Source organism: Exiguobacterium sp. 9-2 (assembly GCF_036287235.1).
Classification (GTDB): Bacteria; Bacillota; Bacilli; order Exiguobacteriales; family Exiguobacteriaceae; genus Exiguobacterium_A.
Map to the genome: position 1 here is coordinate 245,596 of NZ_CP142850.1, position 18,427 is coordinate 264,022.

At 47.3% G+C, this 18,427-nt stretch carries 20 protein-coding genes; 13 read left to right on the forward strand and 7 right to left on the reverse strand.

Features of this window, described 5'->3' with window-relative positions; translation table 11 throughout:
• Positions 1-78: 78 nt before the first annotated feature.
• Positions 79-984 (reverse strand): GTP cyclohydrolase FolE2, encoded by a 906-nt coding sequence (gene folE2 / locus VJ374_RS01395; RefSeq protein ID WP_035411393.1) that lies wholly within the window; start codon positions 982-984, stop codon positions 79-81.
• A gap of 324 nt (positions 985-1,308) precedes the next feature.
• Between folE2 and VJ374_RS01400 the strand changes: the two genes are divergently transcribed.
• The 8 genes from VJ374_RS01400 to VJ374_RS01435 all read left to right on the forward strand — a co-directional run bounded on the left by VJ374_RS01400 (position 1,309) and on the right by VJ374_RS01435 (position 8,151).
• Positions 1,309-2,166: a TerC family protein gene (locus tag VJ374_RS01400; protein WP_035411391.1), complete on the forward strand. Its 858-nt coding sequence runs from the start codon at positions 1,309-1,311 to the stop codon at positions 2,164-2,166.
• A 164-nt stretch (positions 2,167-2,330) separates the two neighbouring features.
• On the forward strand, positions 2,331-3,095 hold the full coding sequence (locus tag VJ374_RS01405; RefSeq protein WP_035411388.1) for a TerC family protein: 765 nt from the start codon (positions 2,331-2,333) through the stop codon (positions 3,093-3,095).
• A 51-nt stretch (positions 3,096-3,146) separates the two neighbouring features.
• Positions 3,147-4,280, forward strand: coding sequence for a YfbR-like 5'-deoxynucleotidase (locus tag VJ374_RS01410; RefSeq protein ID WP_308102233.1), 1,134 nt, complete (start codon positions 3,147-3,149; stop codon positions 4,278-4,280).
• On the forward strand, positions 4,277-5,479 hold the full coding sequence (locus VJ374_RS01415; RefSeq protein ID WP_035411382.1) for a multidrug effflux MFS transporter: 1,203 nt from the start codon (positions 4,277-4,279) through the stop codon (positions 5,477-5,479). The genes VJ374_RS01410 and VJ374_RS01415 overlap by 4 nt, the downstream gene beginning before the upstream one ends.
• A gap of 151 nt (positions 5,480-5,630) precedes the next feature.
• Positions 5,631-5,858, forward strand: coding sequence for a hypothetical protein (locus VJ374_RS01420; protein WP_035411379.1), 228 nt, complete (start codon positions 5,631-5,633; stop codon positions 5,856-5,858).
• Positions 5,848-6,369 (forward strand): NfeD family membrane protein, encoded by a 522-nt coding sequence (locus tag VJ374_RS01425; RefSeq protein WP_035411376.1) that lies wholly within the window; start codon positions 5,848-5,850, stop codon positions 6,367-6,369. Before VJ374_RS01420 ends, VJ374_RS01425 begins: the two co-directional genes overlap by 11 nt.
• Positions 6,366-7,886: a flotillin lipid rafts scaffold protein FloT gene (locus VJ374_RS01430; protein ID WP_029343201.1), complete on the forward strand. Its 1,521-nt coding sequence runs from the start codon at positions 6,366-6,368 to the stop codon at positions 7,884-7,886. Before VJ374_RS01425 ends, VJ374_RS01430 begins: the two co-directional genes overlap by 4 nt.
• Positions 7,887-7,935: 49 nt before the next feature.
• Entirely contained in the window at positions 7,936-8,151 is a 216-nt protein-coding gene (locus VJ374_RS01435; protein ID WP_290773752.1) for a hypothetical protein, read from the forward strand.
• 62 nt (positions 8,152-8,213) lie between these two features.
• On the opposite strand, the gene VJ374_RS01440 is transcribed toward VJ374_RS01435, so the two are convergent.
• Positions 8,214-9,062: a DegV family protein gene (locus VJ374_RS01440; RefSeq protein ID WP_056064391.1), complete on the reverse strand. Its 849-nt coding sequence runs from the start codon at positions 9,060-9,062 to the stop codon at positions 8,214-8,216.
• 16 nt (positions 9,063-9,078) lie between these two features.
• Complete coding sequence (locus VJ374_RS01445; protein WP_329469843.1) at positions 9,079-9,900, reverse strand: octanoyl-[GcvH]:protein N-octanoyltransferase; 822 nt, start codon at positions 9,898-9,900, stop codon at positions 9,079-9,081.
• 145 nt (positions 9,901-10,045) lie between these two features.
• On the opposite strand from VJ374_RS01445, the gene VJ374_RS01450 reads away from it, so the two are divergent.
• The 3 genes from VJ374_RS01450 to VJ374_RS01460 all read left to right on the forward strand — a co-directional run bounded on the left by VJ374_RS01450 (position 10,046) and on the right by VJ374_RS01460 (position 13,508).
• On the forward strand, positions 10,046-11,353 hold the full coding sequence (locus tag VJ374_RS01450; protein ID WP_308102231.1) for an HD domain-containing protein: 1,308 nt from the start codon (positions 10,046-10,048) through the stop codon (positions 11,351-11,353).
• Positions 11,350-12,207, forward strand: coding sequence for a phosphotransferase family protein (locus tag VJ374_RS01455; protein WP_329469845.1), 858 nt, complete (start codon positions 11,350-11,352; stop codon positions 12,205-12,207). The genes VJ374_RS01450 and VJ374_RS01455 overlap by 4 nt, the downstream gene beginning before the upstream one ends.
• Before the next feature lie 122 nt (positions 12,208-12,329).
• Positions 12,330-13,508, forward strand: a complete 1,179-nt coding sequence (locus VJ374_RS01460) for a NupC/NupG family nucleoside CNT transporter (protein WP_035411361.1) — start codon at positions 12,330-12,332, stop codon at positions 13,506-13,508.
• 55 nt (positions 13,509-13,563) lie between these two features.
• On the opposite strand, the gene VJ374_RS01465 is transcribed toward VJ374_RS01460, so the two are convergent.
• Positions 13,564-14,208 (reverse strand): NAD(P)-dependent oxidoreductase, encoded by a 645-nt coding sequence (locus tag VJ374_RS01465; protein WP_329469846.1) that lies wholly within the window; start codon positions 14,206-14,208, stop codon positions 13,564-13,566.
• Between the two features lie 72 nt (positions 14,209-14,280).
• Positions 14,281-14,466 (reverse strand): 2-hydroxymuconate tautomerase, encoded by a 186-nt coding sequence (locus VJ374_RS01470; protein WP_023466792.1) that lies wholly within the window; start codon positions 14,464-14,466, stop codon positions 14,281-14,283.
• 169 nt (positions 14,467-14,635) lie between these two features.
• On the opposite strand from VJ374_RS01470, the gene VJ374_RS01475 reads away from it, so the two are divergent.
• Positions 14,636-15,160 (forward strand): hypothetical protein, encoded by a 525-nt coding sequence (locus VJ374_RS01475; protein WP_329469847.1) that lies wholly within the window; start codon positions 14,636-14,638, stop codon positions 15,158-15,160.
• A 65-nt stretch (positions 15,161-15,225) separates the two neighbouring features.
• Positions 15,226-15,720, forward strand: coding sequence for a YwhD family protein (locus VJ374_RS01480; RefSeq protein WP_308102229.1), 495 nt, complete (start codon positions 15,226-15,228; stop codon positions 15,718-15,720).
• Between the two features lie 35 nt (positions 15,721-15,755).
• Here the strand turns inward: VJ374_RS01480 and VJ374_RS01485 are convergent, their stop codons facing one another.
• Together VJ374_RS01485 and VJ374_RS01490 are read right to left on the reverse strand one after the other, a co-directional pair.
• Positions 15,756-16,601, reverse strand: a complete 846-nt coding sequence (locus VJ374_RS01485; protein ID WP_329469848.1) for a metallophosphoesterase — start codon at positions 16,599-16,601, stop codon at positions 15,756-15,758.
• Between the two features lie 90 nt (positions 16,602-16,691).
• Positions 16,692-18,248, reverse strand: a complete 1,557-nt coding sequence (locus VJ374_RS01490) for a BCCT family transporter (protein WP_329469849.1) — start codon at positions 18,246-18,248, stop codon at positions 16,692-16,694.
• Between the last annotated feature and the right edge of the window lie 179 nt (positions 18,249-18,427).

The following is an 18,427-nucleotide window of genomic DNA, read 5'->3' on the forward strand; positions in this document are numbered from 1 at the left end:
GCTCGCAAAACGAAGGGCAATGCTGATAAACAAAAAAGCCGTACTCCCTCTAGTGGAGAGGAAGTACGGCGAGCTTGCTTATTGTGCGTCTTTATCGAACGTGATGCGTGCGATTGCATCATGTTGATGAATCGTTTCTTCGTTGCGACATTCGACGTAGAACGAAGCAATTGGATCCATTTCGTATAGGTCAGCAGCAATCAAGCGCACCATGTCTTCTACGAAACGTGGATTTTCGTATGCCATCTCTGTCACGCGTTTTTCATCCGGACGTTTGAGTACCGGGTGAAGTGGGGCAGAAGCATTTGATTCAGCCGCATCAAGCAATGATTGTTTCCAGTCAAAGTCTTCTGCTTCATCACGTAACGAAGCTTCCATCGTGACGTAGCCACGTTGGTTGTGGGCACTGTACTCGCTGATTTCTTTCGAACATGGGCAAAGTGTCGTGACGTTGATCGTCAAGCCGACAGATAATGTCGCTTCATTCGTTTCCGTGTTGACGCTGACCGTTTGCCATACTTCGGCATTCATCAACCCACTAAGTCCCGTTGCAGGTGCTTTACGTGTAAAGAACCATGGGTAACGGATCGTCAATTGACCTTCTGTTTGTTCCATACGGTCCGCTAAATCACGCGCGAATTGAATAAGTGATTCATTCGTAACTGTCCAACCTTCGTTATGGTATTGATCAAGTTGTTCCGTTAAGCGACTCATGTTGATCCCTTTACGGTCTTGTACGAGTGACGTCGACAACTCGAACGTTGCGACTGTCGCTTGTGTTTTGTCCCCGTCTTGGATGACGACAGGATGTTTAACGTTTGAGATTCCAACAGCGTCAAGTGCGAACAGGAAGTTCTTCGGTGTATTTTGCAAGTCGACCATTTTATCTTTTTCAGTCGGTTTTGTTCCTTTGATTGGTGGTACCGAACCGAACAGCTTATGGCGCTCTTCTTTCGTTGGTAACGTAATCGGGTAGGTAGACATATTTATGGGCCCCTTTGTCCTTTTGTAGTGTTTCAATAGTAATAACATGACAGGAATGCTAGAGACGAGCAAGTCTGATGATTCCGCAAATGTGTTTCATCGTTTCATTACTAAAGTGTTGTCTTGAATTTTATCACGAACGTTCGATAAACGAAACTCGCACGACTTAAAATCGACACATTCCATAGCCGGAGGAATAACATGCTTGCAATCGGGTACATTATCCTATAGTATATGTTCAGGTGAACGTGTAATTATTGTTTTTGTCATAGTCATACAATGTATTTTTGATTTTACAGATAGTCAGAGAAAGGGATGACAGAGATGGATTGGCAGTTATTACTTCAATATGCCTGGGTCGTACTCGTCTTGATCGCGCTTGAAGGATTACTTTCGGCAGATAATGCACTCGTACTCGCGGTCATGGTTAAGCACTTACCAGGAGAACAACAAAAGAAAGCACTTTTTTATGGATTAGCTGGAGCATTCGTTTTACGGTTCGCGGCACTGTTCGCGATTTCATTCCTCGTCGATATTTGGCAAATCCAAGCACTTGGAGCAGCGTACTTGCTCATCATGGGATTACGGCATATTTATAAGACCGCTAAGGCAAGGAAACTCGGTGAGAATCATGGCGCCGAAAATGAACTCGATGCAGAGCCGAAGTCGGAAGAGCCAGTTTCAAAAGGTGAATTCTGGCGGACAGTCGCGAAGATTGAATTCGCTGACTTAGCATTTGCTGTCGATTCGATTCTTGCTGCAGTTGCTTTAGCAGTCGCACTTCCGAACTGGGGATCGGGCGAAATCGGTGGTTTGAACACCGGTCACTTCATCGTCATCTTAACGGGTGGTTTAATGGGTGTTGTCCTCATGCGTTTCGCGGCCCGTGTCTTCGTGAAATTACTTGCAGAACGTCCAGGTCTTGAAACAGCAGCCTTTGCAATCGTTGCCTGGGTCGGTGTGAAGCTAGCTGTTCTTGCGCTCGAACATCCGAAATACCATGCATCAATCGAAGGAACAGTCTTCGAAGCCTTAAAACTTCCGGAAGGATTTGCTCACAGTACACCGTGGCAAGCATTCTTCTGGACGGTCATGGTCGGTCTTGCCCTTTGGGGTTGGTTCTCTTCACCAAAAACGAAAGCAAATCCAGATGCTGAAAAGAAAGTTGATCAAAACTTATAAGAAATGGAACGATCCGTCGATGACGGGTCGTTTTTTGGTGTTAGGTTTTCTTAAACAATGGGAATAAAACACAAGGTTAAGTACTTCAGTCGAGCTTTCATCTTTTTCTTTCCGATCGACCGGCATATAATGAATAGACTGAACAAAAAAGGGGATTCGTTAGTATGGATATTGGATTAATTACACAGTATGCGACCGTCGGGCTCGTACTGATTATTTTGCAAGGGTTATTATCTGCCGACAATGCGATGGTCATGGCTGTCCTAGTCCGACCGTTACCAGACGATCAGCGTAAAAAAGCACTTTTCTATGGTCTCGTCGGGGCACTCGTCTTACGTTTCGTCGCAATCTTCTTTGCCTCGTACCTAGCGACGATTTGGGAGCTTCAGGCACTCGGAGCGATATACCTCTTTTACGTGGCGTTTAAAGGAATCGTTGAGGCACGATCGAATAAACACCAAGTACCGGACTCGATTGCTTCACAAAAAGCCTCACCGAATTTTTGGTGGACGGTTGTTAAAGTCGAATTCTCTGATTTAGCGTTCGCTGTCGACTCGACACTTGCCGCTGTCGCCATGGCAACGACACTGCCGATGATCGGAGGAACGATTGGTGGTCTGAATACAGGTCAATTCTGGGTCGTCTTCTTCAGTGGGATCATTGGTCTCGTCATTATGCGTTACTTTGCGAGTTGGTTCGTTGTCTTGCTCCAAAAGCGACCAGGTATCGAAGAAGCAGCGTTTTGGCTTGTCGCTTGGGTTGGCGTAAAACTCGTCGTCATGACACTTGCGCATCCGTCAATCGACGTCTTGCCGCATGAGTTTCCAGAGAGTACACTATGGCAAACGATCTTCTGGGTCGTACTTGCCCTGATTTTAATCATTGGTTGGTTCCGTAGCGGAAGTAGTTCAACCAAATCAGCAAAATAATACAATGGCGGGCAGGGTACTCTCTGTCCGTCTTTCGTTAGGAGAGATTTTATGCAAAACGGTAATTTCATTCGGATGCTGACGCGGATGCAAAACGTTCCACGGTGGGATGAATATGCACCACGTTTTCCGGATAACGCAGCCAGTCATAGCTTTCGTGTTGCCTTATTCAGTTTGATGGCAAGCTATTTAGAAGAAGCAGACGGACAAACACCAGTCGACCGCCTGACATTGCTCGGAAAAGCCCTATTCCATGACATGAACGAGGTCATCACCGGACCAATCAAACACCGGACGAAAAAAGAGCCAACGCTACATGCACACATTCAGGCAATGGAACAACAGGCGAGTGAACAGCTCGTCGCCTTACTCTCGAAGTCGCTTCAACCAGCCTTTACGACGTATCTTGTTCATGCAGAAGATGATTCACCGGAAGGACGAATCGTTGAAGCCATCGATACGTTTGATGCGATGTTATATGCACGCCGGGAAGCACGGATGACAGAGTCCGTCTTTTTCGAACAAAAAGCAGCGGAATTACAGGCTGTTCTGGAACGACACCCACTCGTTTCAATCCGTCGCTTGACACAATCCGTCATGGAAGAGGACGAGATGTCTCATTTTATCGAAAACGTCTTGATGATGGATACGATTCGGCGCTGGAAAGGACGTTTTAATACGATTGATGATAACGACGCGACACATGCGTTTCGAGCAGCTTCGCTTGGTATCTTCAATGGATTGATTGAATCAGAAAAATACGGCGTCACGATCGACATTGAAGAAGTCGTCTCTCGTCTCTTGTGCCATGATCTCGTTGAAGGAACGACAGGAGATGTTCTTGGACCTGTCAAACATGCGACGCCGGTCACGGCAGCAGCCTTCGAAGCTTATGAACGGGCAGAAGGAGAGACGTTGATCAACAATTTACCAGAAGACATCCGAGCACCGTTCCGTCGATTCGTCGTTGAAGCAAAAGACGAGACGTACGAAGGGCAAATGGTCGATGTGATCGATAAACTCGATGCGTTGATCAAAATGAACATGGAACGAAAGTTAAATGGTGTCGAGTATGAGACCGGTTATCGGGCCCAACTCAAAAAGGTACAGATGACATATGAAAATCCATCGGTCGTCTTTTTCCTCGCTTATGTCTTGCATGATTTGGATTACGTGACGTCATGACAAAGACGACGATGACACCAGGCCGCTTGACGTTGATCTTGATCCTCGGTTCACTCGCTGCACTAGGACCGCTCTCGATCGACATGTATCTACCTGCTTTTCCGGATATGTCACGCTCGTTTGATGCGAGTGCGTCACTGATCCAATTGAGTTTGACGGCTTGTATGCTCGGAATGGCGCTCGGACAATTGATCGTTGGTCCGCTCAGTGATGTTCGTGGACGTAAGCGTCCGTTAATGATTGCTTTACTTGCGTATCTGCTCGCTTCTCTTGCGTGTGCGATGGCACCAACGATTGAAGTGTTGATTGCGCTGCGCTTCATCCAAGGGGCAGCCGGAGCGTCAGGAATTGTCATTTCCCGGGCAATCGTTCGTGATCTATTCGAAGGACCGGAATTAACGCGGTTCTTTGCTGCCTTGTCCCTCGTCAACGGAACGGCACCGATTCTAGCACCCGTCATCGGGGGACAGTTGCTTCGGTTCGGTGACTGGCATTTTGTCTTTTACTTGCTGGCGATTTTAAGTACGTTGATGTTGCTCGCTGTTGCACTGCGTTTGCCGGAAACACTTCCACTCGAAAGACGCGTTGAAGGGAATTTGACGACGACGTTGAAGACATTCGGACGTTTGTTGACGGACCGTGTCTTCATCGGCTATGCGTTTGCGCAAGCATTCGTCATGGGCGCGATGTTTGCCTACATCTCCGGTTCACCGTTCGTCTTACAAAATATTTATGGCGCTTCGCCGCAACAGTTCAGTTTTTTGTTCGGCTTAAACGGAATCGGAATCATTTTAGCGGCTCAAATCGCTGGACGTCTTGCTGGTCGAGTTGATTCAGAACGTCTGATGCGAATCAGCTTGACGGTTGTTGCGAGTGCAAGTATCTTTTTGTTCCTCGCTTTAACGTTAACGGACCAATTGATTTTCGTCATGATTCCACTTTTCTTCGTCGTCTCAAGCGTTGGTTTGATCTCAACGCTCGGTTTTACCTTAGCGATGCAAAACTACGGAGCAACGGCTGGAAGTGCCTCGGCACTTCTTGGTTTACTCCCGATGCTCGTCGGTTCGCTCGTGTCACCACTCGTCGGCATCATGGGGGAGCAATCGGCCGTTCCGATGGGGCTGATTATCATGACGCTTGATTGTTTGGCACTCGTCCTTTATTACGGACTAATCGTCCGACGTCCCGACCGCTCATAAATACTTGTTAGTCAAAAACGTTTGTCCTATTTATGGGACGAACGTTTTTTTATTTAATGAAAGGAAAAGAAATGGAATTCATTTTGAAACATTTTCTAGATGGTTTGCGTAGAAGAGGGAGAAAGCCAGTACTTCAGAAAGGAGTGGAGCGATGAAACAGGAGTTGCCGCGTGAACGAGAACCGTCGATTGAGGCAAGATTAGCACGTCATTTTGCCGCGCAAAAAAAATACTTACGTCGTCAAGAAGAGGCGATTGATCAGCGAGACAAAGAGTTGGCTCGTTTATTGTATGAAGAAAACCGGACTGCGTATCAGCGGGCTTATCACGAACTGTATGGTTCACATCCTTACATCGAGGTGAACGAAAATGGACGTTAGTACACTTTATTTATATGCGTTAGCGGCCGCTGCTTGTGGTGTGTTTGTGTCCATCCTATTCTCAGACGTCATTCCGGGTGTCGATCAAATTTTCCATCCTACGTTGATCTTATCTTTCGTCATCATCACGTCAGCGATCGGCTTCGGACTCGAACAACTGAGTCCGCTTGGTTCAATTTTGATTTTGATCATCAGCAGTGTCATCGCGTTGTTGGTGACGACGCTGATGCATATTTTTTTGTTCGTTCCGATGGCACAAGCCGAACAGTCGCTTGGATTTTCGGAACAGATGCTAGAAGGGCGTAGCGCAACCGTCATCGTGCCGATTCCGACTGAAGGATATGGTGAAATTTTACTTGATGACGTCTCAGGACGTGTATCGAAGTCAGCCGTCCTGTTTGAAGGTCCTGCCTTACCACAAGGAACAAAAGTACTTGTTATCGAGATTAAACAAGGCGTCGCGTCTGTCGTGACGTACCCCCAACAATGGAAAAAGGAGATGTTTACATGAATCCAGTGTTAATCGTATCGATCGTTGCAGTCGCATTGATCGTTGCATTGATTGTCCTATTCATCACGAAGTACCGAACGGTTGGTCCGGAAGAAGCATTAATCGTATCCGGTAGTTATCTTGGAGGACGCAACGTTAATACCGATGAGTCCGGCAACCGGGTGAAGATTATTCGCGGCGGCGGAACATTCGTGTTACCTGTCTTCCAACAAGCAACACCACTTAGCTTGTTATCGAGTAAACTCGAAGTCACAACACCAGAAGTGTACACGGAGCAGGGTGTACCGGTCATGGCGGACGGAACAGCGATCATCAAGATCGGCAGCTCGATTTCTGAGATTGCAACAGCAGCAGAGCAGTTCCTCGGAAAATCAAAAGAAGAGCGCGAAGGGGAAGCGCGTGAAGTTCTTGAAGGGCACTTGCGTTCGATCCTCGGTTCGATGACTGTCGAAGAAATTTATAAGAACCGCGATAAGTTCTCGCAAGAAGTCCAGCGGGTCGCATCACAAGATCTGGCGAAGATGGGACTCGTCATCGTTTCGTTTACGATCAAAGACGTCCGAGATAAAAATGGATACTTAGAATCCCTCGGTAAACCACGGATTGCACAGGTGCGCCGTGATGCGGACATCGCAACAGCAGACGCGGAAAAAGAGACACGCATCAAACGAGCGGAAGCTTCAAAAGATGCGAAAAAAGCAGAACTCGAACGTGCAACGGAAATCGCTGAAGCGGAAAAAGAAAATCAGTTGAAGATGGCAGACTACCGCCGCGAACAAGATATCGCGAAGGCGAAAGCCGACCAAGCGTATGATCTTGAGAATGCACGTGCACAACAAGAAGTCACCGAGCAACAGATGCAAATCAAAATCATTGAGCGTCAAAAACAAATCGAGCTCGAAGAACGAGAAATCCTCCGTCGTGAGAAACAATACGATGCGGAAGTCAAAAAACGTGCCGATGCCGATCGTTACTCGATTGAGCAAGCTGCCCAAGCGGACCGTGCGAAGCAATATGCGGAAGCAGATGCAACGAAATACCGGATTGAAGCATCGGCAAAAGCGGATGCAGAACGAATTCGTCTGGATGGTCTTGCGAAAGCGGACGCTGAGCGAGCACAGGGGGAAACAGAAGCAGACATCATTCGTTTGAAAGGTCTTGCCGAAGCGGAAGCGAAAGAAAAAATCGCGCAGGCGTTCGAACAATTCGGACAAGCAGCAATCCTTGACATGGTCATTCGGATGATGCCAGAGTACGCGAAAGAGATTGCAGCACCACTCGGTAACATCGATAAGATCACGGTCGTCGATACAGGTAGTGGTGAAGGTGGCGGTGCGAACCGTGTCACAGGGTACGCAACGGATTTGATGGCGTCACTGCAAGAGACGTTAAAAGCGTCGTCAGGATTAGATGTCAAAGAGTTGATCGAGAACTTCTCTGGTAAAGGAACAGCAAAGCCGTTAACGGTCAACTTGAATTCTCATGATGCGGTGGCAGCGTCGAAAACAGAAGACTGATATCATTACTATGTACTAGTAGAAGTAGTTTCTGAAAGGATATCTCATCATGGATGGTTTAGCGTTACTGCAAGAGCGTTGGATGTTGTTGCTCCCGTTCGTTGTCGTCTTCTTGATCAACGTCGGGTTATTGACAGCCCTTCTAAAGAAGCGAAATGATTTACCGAAGATGCTGGTCTTTGGAATGGGTGGGATGGCGATCGTATTCATCGTCTCCTCGCTCGGCTTAAGCGTAGCACTGCTATTCTTCGGCTATAATTCCTAAAAAAACGGGACAGACTCGATTAAGAGTCTGTCCCGTTTTAAATGAAGTAAGAATGAATGCTGTTAACGTGGAAGGTCGTAACCAATGACGACGAGTCCCGGTCCAGTATGTGAACCGATGGCTGCGCCGGCGATCGTCAAGATGACTTCGCTTGGTGAGAATTGTGCTTCAATCGATTGTTTTAACTGTTCTGCCCGTTCGATCGAATCCCCGTGACCAATCATGATTCGGTGTCCGTCAATCGCAGGACGTGCTTCTTCCATCCACTCGACGATCCGGTTCATGACCTTTTTCTGACCTCGGATTTTTTCTTTCGGAATCAGCTTCCCATCTTCGACGGTCAACAGTGGCAAGATCGATAGGAGACCACCAATGAAGGCGCTAGCTCGCGAAACGCGTCCACCGCGCATCAAATATTCGAGTGATTCGACTGTAAACAGATGACGAATCGTATTCACCTTGGCTTCAGCGTAAACCACTGTTTCTTCAAACGAATGCGTTTGTGCATACTCTGCAACGTCGAGAACGAATAGTCCTTGTCCCGTTGAAGCGGTTTTCGTATCGAGCACGAGATAGGGGACGTTCGGATATTTTTCGGCGAGTTCATCTGCGAGCATCTTCGCGGTTTGGTATGTTCCAGATAACTCACTTGAAAAAGCGAGATAGAGGAAGGGATCACCTTGTTCGAAGTGACGCGTGAACACCTCGACCATCCGGCTGACTTCTACTTGGAATGTCTTTGGTGCTGCGCCATCGCGCATCTTATCATACAGTTGTTTTGGAGATATCGATTCTCCGTCGAAGAACGTGTCTTCGTCGATCAATACGCCGAACGGCATGATCGTAAAATCATAAGCATCTAACATGTCTTTTGGTGCATCAGCACCACTGTCTGTGATCAATCGGATCATCACGTTCTCTCCTTTCTTAACCTAGGGCTTTTTCATTTCGATCAAGCATTCGACTCAAGTTGACACCGAACCGCTCGTTCTCGAGTTCCGTCAAAGCCGCTGGTGTTAAATCAGCGCCGAGCGCAAGTAATGCCTCATAGGCACGACGTAAACATTCCTCAATCGTCAATGAGGTACCGAGTAATTCTTCAAGCGAAGCCATCGTTTCCGGGACAATGGTTGGATAGACGAATTTCGTCGCCTCGCCTTGAAGCGCTGCCGCGTAAAAGTCGCGGACTAAAGCGGCGCGCTGACTCCCGCTTCCGTTAACACAGAGGTAGATTTGGACGGCAACGCCACCGCGGACACGGCGCTGCGAGATACCGGCGAACTTTTTACCGGCGATCGACAGGTCGTAAGAACCGGGACAATACGATCCAACGACTTCACCGGCGACGATCGCGTCTGTTTCTTGCGCGAACATGCCACGGACGAGCGCAAGCATCGCTTCGTAACCACTGTCGATATCGATCCCACCGCGTTCCGGTAAGACTAGCGAAATATTCAAGACACCAGCGTCAAGGACGACGGCAAGACCGCCTGAGTTACGGACGACGGGCGAGAAACCATGTTCGTGCAAAACAGCTACGCCGTCTGCGAGGTGAGGAAGGCGGGCATCCTGGATGCCGAGGACGACAGTTTCGTGGTGAATCCAAGAGCGGAGTGCAGCTCCTTCTGTTGCAACGGAAGCGCATAATGTGTCGTCTATCGCAAACGATTGTGTCGCATGAAAAGCAGTTCCGAGTGACGTTTGATCAAAAATACGATAATGTTCTTGTTTTAAGAGTTCGATTCCCATAGGCTCGTTCCTTTATTGTAGATTTGCGACATCATTATAGCACAGGGTGTATAAAGTTTCTGTGCGAAGCGCCGCAGGAGACAGGAATCCTTGGAGACAAAACCGAACAACAACGACATAGACACGATTTAAAGGAGAGAAACATATGTATCAATCATTAGGTCAATTAAAGGAAACGAAGGTCTTTAAAGATCCTGTTCATCGGTATATCTATGTCAGTGATCAGTTGATTTGGCAATTGATCGGTACACGTGAGTTTCAACGACTACGTCGAATCAAACAACTGGGAACATCCTTTTTGACGTTTCATGGGGCGGAACACACGCGATTCCATCATTCACTCGGCGTCTATGAGATCACGCGCCAACTGATCGACGTCTTCAATGGTCGCGCCGATTGGGATGATCAGTACCGAGAGTTGACGCTGGCTGCGGCACTCTTACACGATGTCGGTCATGGTCCGTTTTCGCACGCATTCGAGAATGTTTTTGGTGTCAATCATGAAACATGGACAGAGCGAATCATCCTCGGGAATACGGAAATCAAGAAAGTTCTCGACCAAGTGGGAGAGGGATTCGCGGAAGAAGTGGCGTCGATCATCAATAAAACGCACCCGAATCAACTGCTCGTCACGATGATCAGCTCTCAACTCGACGTTGATCGAATGGATTATTTATTACGCGATGCGCACTTTGCTGGCGTCAGCTACGGAAAATTTGATCTTGAGCGAATGCTTCGGGTATTGCGTCCGGCGCCGAATCAAATGGTCGTCAAGCAGTCCGGGATGCATTCGATTGAAGACTACATCATGCGTCGGTATCAGATGTATTGGCAAGTCTACCTGCATCCGGTGACACGATCGAGTGATTACCTATTAAAAGCCATTCTCGAACGAGCACAGGAGCTGTACCTTTCCGGTTATCCGTTTGCGATTGCACCGATTCATTTAATGCCGCTGTTTGATCAGAAGATGGAGTTGCGTGATTTCCTTGGACTCGATGAGACGATCGTCTACTTCTATTTTCAGCAGTGGGCGAACGAACAGGATCCGATCCTTTCTGATTTATCAGAAAGATTCGTTGACCGAAAGTTGTTCAAGTATGTTGATTACCCTGCTGAAAAACGTGAACTCGTCCATGAAAAATTATGCGAGCTGTTTGACGCGATCGGCTTGAATCCGACGTATTATCTGCTAGAAGATAAACTCAGTCGTCTTCCTTACGATTTATATGGAGATAATGGTGAAATCAGCAAACAACCGATCATGCTACAGATGAAGGGTGGGCAGATGAAAGAGATTTCGCAAGTTTCACCGCTCGTTCAAGCCATCGCGACGTCACGCCAAACGGATGAGAAGCTGTTCTTCCCGCAAGAAATTTTGCACGACTTGCGCGAACATGCGAATGAGAAGATGCAAATCGACCAGTTATTGATTGGTAATGTGACATCATGATATCGTCCGCTGTCCTTACGAAAATCTTACAACAGTTTGGACAGGAGGGAGGAGAGGTCGAAGTCTTAAAAGGTGCGACATCCTCCCTTGTTTTTCGGGTCGGTGAGGGAATTCTTCGCGTCCATACGAATCAGGACTGGCTACATGAGGAGCCTGATCTTGTCTTGCACGAGGTGTTTGCGTTACGAGCAGCAGGTGACTTAGCACCAGATGTGTTGGACTATCAAACAGATGTTAGGGACGAAATACCGCCTTGGTTATATATGACGCGTTCACCGGGAGAGATCCGGCTTGATCAGGTGGATGAGCAATATGTCGAACGACTAGCACAGATGCTTGCGGCAATCCATACAATACCGGTACCAGAATCTCTTTATGTCTATCAGCCGTATGCGACGGAACGTTACGTTCCGACGTGGACGCAGCATCCGGAGAGATGGCGTCAGCTACTGGCGGTCGAACCGATCGAAAGTCAAACAATCCGATTTATTCATCGGGATTTCCATCCGGTCAATGTGTTATACGAAATGGACAGAACGTGTCATACGATTGATTGGATTAATGCATGTGTAGGTCCCATTGAAGTCGACCTTGCGCATTGTCGTTTGAATCTTGCCTTGCTCGAATCCGTCGAGATGGCGGATCATTTTTTAAAAAGTTACCTTAAACAGACGAACCGTTTGTACGATCACGCGTGGGATATTCGGGCTGTTTTTGATTTTGGACCTGAAACAATTGACGTCTATTCGGGGTGGAAAGCATATGGAAGGCAAAACCTCAGTCAGGACAATGTTCGGGAACGCTTGGAAAAGTTTGTCTTGAAAGTCTATGAAAATAACGAAAGCGGTTACTAAATGAACTTTTTCTCTTGTAGTTCTTCGAAATATTGATTATTCTATTACTTGGAAAGAGATTAAACGTCAGACATCGTACGAATGTACAACTGATAAACAACTAATAGATAGAGGGGTACTTCATGAAATATCTTATCGCACTACTCGGACTGGCTATCGTTTTCGGCTTGGCACTCCTTGTCAGCAGCAATCGTAAAGGCATCAAATTGAAACCGCTTGCGGTCATGCTAGTTCTTCAGCTCGTACTTGGGTTCATTTTACTCAATACATCGTTCGGATATATCGTCATTCGTGGCGTCGCGAAAGTCTTTGAAAAACTGCTGAGTTATGCGGCAATCGGGATTGATTTCGTCTTTGGTGGACTAGCGAACGAAGGTGCACAACCGTTCTTCATTAACGTCTTGCTACCAATCGTTTTCATCTCTGCCTTGATCGGAATTTTGCAATTCACAAAGATTTTACCGATCTTGATGCGCGGGATTGGTTTCGTCTTGTCGAAAATCAACGGGATGGGGCGTCTCGAGTCTTACAACGCGGTTGCTTCAGCTGCGATCGGACAATCAGAAGTATTCATCACAGTAAAAAAACAAATTGGTCAATTACCAGCAAACCGTCTTTACACATTGTGTGCATCAGCAATGTCGACGGTTTCGATGTCAATCGTCGGTGCGTACATGACGATGGTAGAACCAAAATATGTCGTTACAGCAATCGTCTTGAACTTGTTCGGTGGTTTCATGATCGTCTCAATCATCAACCCATACACGGTTGACCCGGAAGAAGATATTCTTGAAATCGTCGAAGAGAAGCAAACGTTCTTCGAAATGCTCGGCGAATACATCATGGATGGATTCAAAGTCGCAATCATCGTTGGTGCGATGTTGATCGGTTATAATGCTTTGATCGGAATGGTCAACGATATCTTCCTGATGGTTCTCGATATCTCGTTCCAAGAAATTCTCGGATACATCTTTGCACCATTCGCATTCATCATGGGTGTTCCATGGGCGGAAGCCGTCAGTGCCGGTAGTGTCATGGCCACGAAATTGATCACGAATGAATTTGTCGCGATGTTAAGCCTTCCTGAGTACACGAAAGAGTTCTCGGAACGTACACTCGGAATCGTTTCTGTCTTCTTGATCTCGTTCGCGAACTTCTCGTCGATCGGAATCATCGCTGGTGCGGTTAAAGGATTGAATGATCGCCAAGGAAGCGTTGCAGCTAGTTTTGGTTTGAAATTACTGTATGGTGCAACTCTCGTCAGCGTCTTGACGTCAATCGTCGTCAGCGTCTTGCTGTAATCGTTACACATGTAAAAGAGCAATGGATCAGCAGATCCATTGCTCTTTTTGTCTATTATTTCGTTTCACCGTGCGAAGCAATTCCGACACGGACGCGATGGTGGGTTCCGTCACGGTAGACTTCGTAAGCGAACTGCGCAACGTTCTCCCGGGGAACCGGTCCTGTCGATGCAGTGAAGCGTGTCGTCTCAATCAACAAGTCGTCAGCATCAAGTGCTTTATCTTCTGTCAATTGTGTTGGGCAGATGACGGTGAAGTCGACGTCTGCATCTTTTAAAGTTAAATAAGCTTTCAGGTGATCCTCTGCTGCGATTGTCGAGCGGCGACGGGATTCACTCGATTGGAAACGATACTTTCCAGGTTCTTCTGACGCATCGAGAATGCCTGCTGTACCAATGAAGACGATCCGTTCGATGCCTGCTTCCTTCATCTTGGTGACGAGATGTGGAATTGCTGTCGAGAGAACCTGCTGTTGATCGGTACCGAGACAACTGAAGACAGCGGTACTTCCTGCGAGTGCTTGTTCAAGATCGTCCGGGTTTGTCGCGTCTCCCGTCAGGATATGAAGGCGATCGTGAACTGGTAAGTCCGATGACGCGGAACGCACGAGTGCTTGGACATCGTAGCCATCTTTTAATAAACGATCGATTAGAGGGCGACCCGTTCGACCGGTCGCGCCAAATACAGTAACAGTAGTCATAAGAATTCCTCCTTGGAGATCAAGTAGATGGGAAAAAGAGACGTGCGGTAACGACCGGACGTCTCTTGTTGATTATTTATCTGCAAACATGACGCCAGCTTGACCATAATCTGTTTTTTCCATCTCTTCGATGAAGACCGTGATGTTTTCTTTTGGAGCATTTGTCGTTTCCGATACCGCTTCCGTGACTTTTTCAATCAAGGCGCGTTTTTGTTCGACTGTACGACCCGATAACATTTTAACCGTGACATATGGCATGACTTCATTTCCCCCTCTAGCATGATGACGATACGCCATCAGTATAGCGCATTCGATAGGGGATTCGTCAATTCGAACATCGTTTTCGAAAAAGAAGGGTATAAGGTAGGAGCTATTCTTGTCGGAAGCGAAGGTAGTCATACACATACGGCAGAAAAGGAGAGACATAATGGACGCGATCATACGAAAAAAAATTCATACGCTACTGATTTTTGATCGGACGTTACCAGAAGATACAGCTTATCCATTGTCTGGCCCTAAAGGACTCGAGGTTGCAGATATCGTCTTTGAACAGAACATCCCGTTCGGTCGACTCGTAACGGATAAAGAACTCGCTCAACTGCTGAATCAAAAAGAAGCGAAGCGATACGGGATGCTGACATTGCTTGAAGATGATGTACGTTTCAAACCGTTGTTTCAAAATCGAAAACCGACAGCCGACATGGAAGAAGAGGTTGAGGCAAAGGTGCGAGAACTGGCGCATCAGTTACGTGCGATTCGGTCGCGGTGTTCTTCGCTGGAACGTCTCTTTTTATTCGGTCGTGCAGCGCAAACCCTGTTTGATCGTGCTTTGCTTCATCTCGAAGAGGTCAATCCCCCAGCCCACGAGGAGATTGCATCCATGACGTGTTATCGTCTCCCGACGATTCGCCGAGCGACAGAGGAACAATTACAGCTCCTCCGTTACGAGTGACTGGTTGCAGACACCTCGGAATGCGGTATGATAGAAGCAACAGGAATAAAAGGGGACAAAACACGATGGAAAAAAAGATTAACTTCAATATCATTTCAGATAACTCTACAGACGGTCACGGAGGATTCGGTGTCGGAACACTCAGTTTAAATAGTATGTCACCAGTCATCATTTCTCCGGAAGACGGCGAAGCTTACATTGATATGGGTGCGATGCACGCAAAAGCAGCAATCGAGAAACGCGTCAAGTTCACGACGGATAAAGCCGATACGCCAAACGGTAAACTGTACTGGATCGTCTGGGTGACGGTCGGCCGTAAGCCAGAAGGCTTCTATTACGGTGGTGTGGCTGCTTGTGACCTGCTAGTCGATGCAGAAGCACGGCGCGGATTCAAGATTCTCGCCGACCACGTCAATAAGATGGATAAATCCCTTAAAGGACGGATCGTCGTCGATCACATGGATGAGCGTTCAAAGGAATTGTTACGTGATTTCTTACAGACTCATAAACCTGAGATGTGGGAAAATGCTGACACTGCTTTACATGAAGCGTTGGTCTAAACAAAAGAACGTGTGCCGCGGCACACGTTCTTTTTTCATGGTCGTTTCAGCGTCAAGACGACGAGTTCTGGATGATTGAACAGACGAAACGGAAACAGGCTGTTCCCGAGACCACGACTGACGATCAGTTCAGTCTGCTGTTCCTGATAGCGGCCTGCCGTCACGGTTGGAAAGAATCCTTGACCAGGCGCATACAGACCTTCCGTAAAAGGTAAGCGGATCTGTCCGCCGTGGGCGTGACCGGATAAGACGAGATCAACGGAACGCTCTGCATACAAGGATTTATATTCCGGACGATGCGCAAGCAGGAGCTGGAACGCATCAGGCGATACGTCTTGCAGTGCTTGATTGAGACTTTGACGAATCCCATCCGGTTCTGATAGTCCTTCGCGCCAATGTGTCGTCGTCGGATCATCGATACCCAGTAACGAAATCGATTGTCCTTTATACTCGATGACACGCGTTTCATTCCGAAGAACGGTGACACCGAGCTGCTCAAGTTTCGGTAAAATCGTTAAATTTCGTCGGACTTCATGATTCCCGGTGACGAAGTAGACAGGGTATCGATCGACGAGCGCTTTCATAAGTGTAAGGGCAGCTTCTTCTCCGTTTCGCCTCGAGTCAATCAAATCGCCAGTCATGACGACGAGATCTGGTGATTTACGACTAATTTTTTTCAATAGTCGTTGTTGATCCGATCCGAACGCTTTGCCATGTAAGTCGGCGATTTGAACGACGCGATAGCCATCAAATGATTTTGGCAAGCGACCCGACGTCACTGTGATCTCTGAGACGTCGATGACGTTATTTTCACGATATAAAAACCAACTACCTAGGGCGAGAATCCCAAGGGATACGAGCCAACGTGTACGTTTTCGCATGAGTCACCTCATTTCTTTCTGTTCAGCATAATTCAGGATAACAAAAAAGACCTCCTTCCGTATGCGACGGAAGGAGGAGTTCAAAACAATTTAAGCATCTTGCTTCAAATCAGTTACTTCTTTTTGGGCATCAGGTTCATCTGATAACTCCTTAAATAGAGCGATAATCATCATACCGACGACGAAGATGAACGGAAAGGCGGCAAGAACTGAAGCAGCCTGCAAGGCGCTCAATCCTCCGGCATAAAGTAAGACAGCGGCAATCGAAGACTGGAGAACACCCCAAGCGAGCTTAATGCGTAAGCTTGGCATGAGACTACCACCAGACGAAAGCATCCCGAGAACATATGTCGCGGAGTCAGCCGAAGTAATGAAGAACGTCGTGATCAAGAAGACAGCGACGATACTGAGGAATGTGCCTAATCCACCGAATGTCTCAAACAGAGCGAACATGCCGGTTTCGACTCCTTTATCGTTAATCGTCGTGATCAAATTGACGTTTTGGAACAGTTCATTCCAAATTGCTGATCCGCCAAAAACAGAGAACCAAAGCAATCCGAAAATCGTTGGGACGAGCATGATTCCGATGACGAACTCACGAATCGTTCGTCCCTTCGAGACACGAGCAATAAACGTACCGACGAATGGTGACCATGAAATCCACCACGCCCAGTAGAAGATCGTCCAATCGTTGATCCAGCCGCGTTCCTCTGGATTAAAAGCAGATGCGCGGAAGCTCATGACTGGTAAATTTTGCAGATAAGCTCCTGTCGTTTGGACGAAGAGGTCCATGATGAAACTAAACGGTCCGAGGAAAAGGACGGCGACCATCAATAGAACAGCAAGAACAATGTTGGCGTTACTGAGACGAACGATTCCTTTATCAAGACCAGATGCGGCACTCATCATATAAAGGACCGAGACGATCACGATAATGATCATTTGTGTAGCAAATGAGTTCGGAATACTACTTGTCAAGAAGTTCAATCCACCTGAGATTTGTTGCGCACCGAGACCAAGTGACGTCGCGACACCGAACGCCGTTGCGACGATGGCGAGTACTTCGACGGTACCTTTACCGGCTGAAGCGAACTGAGGCTTCATCAATGAAGCGACCGTGTCGCCAATCGTAGCAGGACGTCCTTTTCGGAATGTCGAGTACGCGATGGCAAGTCCGACGATCGCATACAAGGCCCACGGATGTAATCCCCAGTGGAAGAACGAATAGCGCATCGCGAGTCGTGCCGCTTCCGTCGGATCATCCGTTGCGACCGGCGGTGTATGGAAATGCGTCAAAGGCTCTGAGACACCCCAGAAGACAAGACCGATCCCCATACCGGCACTAAAGAGCATGGCAAACCAAGAAATGAGACCATATTCAGGTCGGTCCGAATCCTTACCGAGTCGGATGGAACCGAAGCGGGAAAAGATTAAAAAGATAGCAATGATTAAAAAAGCACTCATGCCGAGAAGATAAAGCCAGCCAAATCCGTCAGAGACAAAGGATTGTGCTTGAGCTGTGACATTTCCGAGACTAGCTGCACCGATTAGGGATTCCGGTAAGATTCCCCATATGGTAAAGAGCACACAGAAAATGACGGATACCATAAAGACTTTTGTAATCTTACTTTTTCGATTATTTTCCATCGTGTTCCACACCTTCTTTCGAATTTTACATGGTTGTTCTGTATCAATTGATGACAACGACATTATCATTACCCCGTGCATCCGATAACAAAACCTAATCACGCAGGGTACTACCGTAACAAACATTTTGGTAAAAAAGCAAATTAACCGGGAAATGAAAACAAAGAAACCATTAGTTT

What these genes read in the sequence shown, in the direction of transcription:
- folE2 (WP_035411393.1), bottom strand. Translation starts at nt 984, where the DNA reads ATGTCTACCTACCCGATTACGTTACCAACGAAAGAAGAGCGCCATAAG.
- VJ374_RS01400 (WP_035411391.1), top strand. Translation starts at nt 1,309, where the DNA reads ATGGATTGGCAGTTATTACTTCAATATGCCTGGGTCGTACTCGTCTTG.
- VJ374_RS01405 (WP_035411388.1), top strand. Translation starts at nt 2,331, where the DNA reads ATGGATATTGGATTAATTACACAGTATGCGACCGTCGGGCTCGTACTG.
- VJ374_RS01410 (WP_308102233.1), top strand. Translation starts at nt 3,147, where the DNA reads ATGCAAAACGGTAATTTCATTCGGATGCTGACGCGGATGCAAAACGTT.
- VJ374_RS01415 (WP_035411382.1), top strand. Translation starts at nt 4,277, where the DNA reads ATGACAAAGACGACGATGACACCAGGCCGCTTGACGTTGATCTTGATC.
- VJ374_RS01420 (WP_035411379.1), top strand. Translation starts at nt 5,631, where the DNA reads ATGAAACAGGAGTTGCCGCGTGAACGAGAACCGTCGATTGAGGCAAGA.
- VJ374_RS01425 (WP_035411376.1), top strand. Translation starts at nt 5,848, where the DNA reads ATGGACGTTAGTACACTTTATTTATATGCGTTAGCGGCCGCTGCTTGT.
- VJ374_RS01430 (WP_029343201.1), top strand. Translation starts at nt 6,366, where the DNA reads ATGAATCCAGTGTTAATCGTATCGATCGTTGCAGTCGCATTGATCGTT.
- VJ374_RS01435 (WP_290773752.1), top strand. Translation starts at nt 7,936, where the DNA reads ATGGATGGTTTAGCGTTACTGCAAGAGCGTTGGATGTTGTTGCTCCCG.
- VJ374_RS01440 (WP_056064391.1), bottom strand. Translation starts at nt 9,062, where the DNA reads ATGATCCGATTGATCACAGACAGTGGTGCTGATGCACCAAAAGACATG.
- VJ374_RS01445 (WP_329469843.1), bottom strand. Translation starts at nt 9,900, where the DNA reads ATGGGAATCGAACTCTTAAAACAAGAACATTATCGTATTTTTGATCAA.
- VJ374_RS01450 (WP_308102231.1), top strand. Translation starts at nt 10,046, where the DNA reads ATGTATCAATCATTAGGTCAATTAAAGGAAACGAAGGTCTTTAAAGAT.
- VJ374_RS01455 (WP_329469845.1), top strand. Translation starts at nt 11,350, where the DNA reads ATGATATCGTCCGCTGTCCTTACGAAAATCTTACAACAGTTTGGACAG.
- VJ374_RS01460 (WP_035411361.1), top strand. Translation starts at nt 12,330, where the DNA reads ATGAAATATCTTATCGCACTACTCGGACTGGCTATCGTTTTCGGCTTG.
- VJ374_RS01465 (WP_329469846.1), bottom strand. Translation starts at nt 14,208, where the DNA reads ATGACTACTGTTACTGTATTTGGCGCGACCGGTCGAACGGGTCGCCCT.
- VJ374_RS01470 (WP_023466792.1), bottom strand. Translation starts at nt 14,466, where the DNA reads ATGCCATATGTCACGGTTAAAATGTTATCGGGTCGTACAGTCGAACAA.
- VJ374_RS01475 (WP_329469847.1), top strand. Translation starts at nt 14,636, where the DNA reads ATGGACGCGATCATACGAAAAAAAATTCATACGCTACTGATTTTTGAT.
- VJ374_RS01480 (WP_308102229.1), top strand. Translation starts at nt 15,226, where the DNA reads ATGGAAAAAAAGATTAACTTCAATATCATTTCAGATAACTCTACAGAC.
- VJ374_RS01485 (WP_329469848.1), bottom strand. Translation starts at nt 16,601, where the DNA reads ATGCGAAAACGTACACGTTGGCTCGTATCCCTTGGGATTCTCGCCCTA.
- VJ374_RS01490 (WP_329469849.1), bottom strand. Translation starts at nt 18,248, where the DNA reads ATGGAAAATAATCGAAAAAGTAAGATTACAAAAGTCTTTATGGTATCC.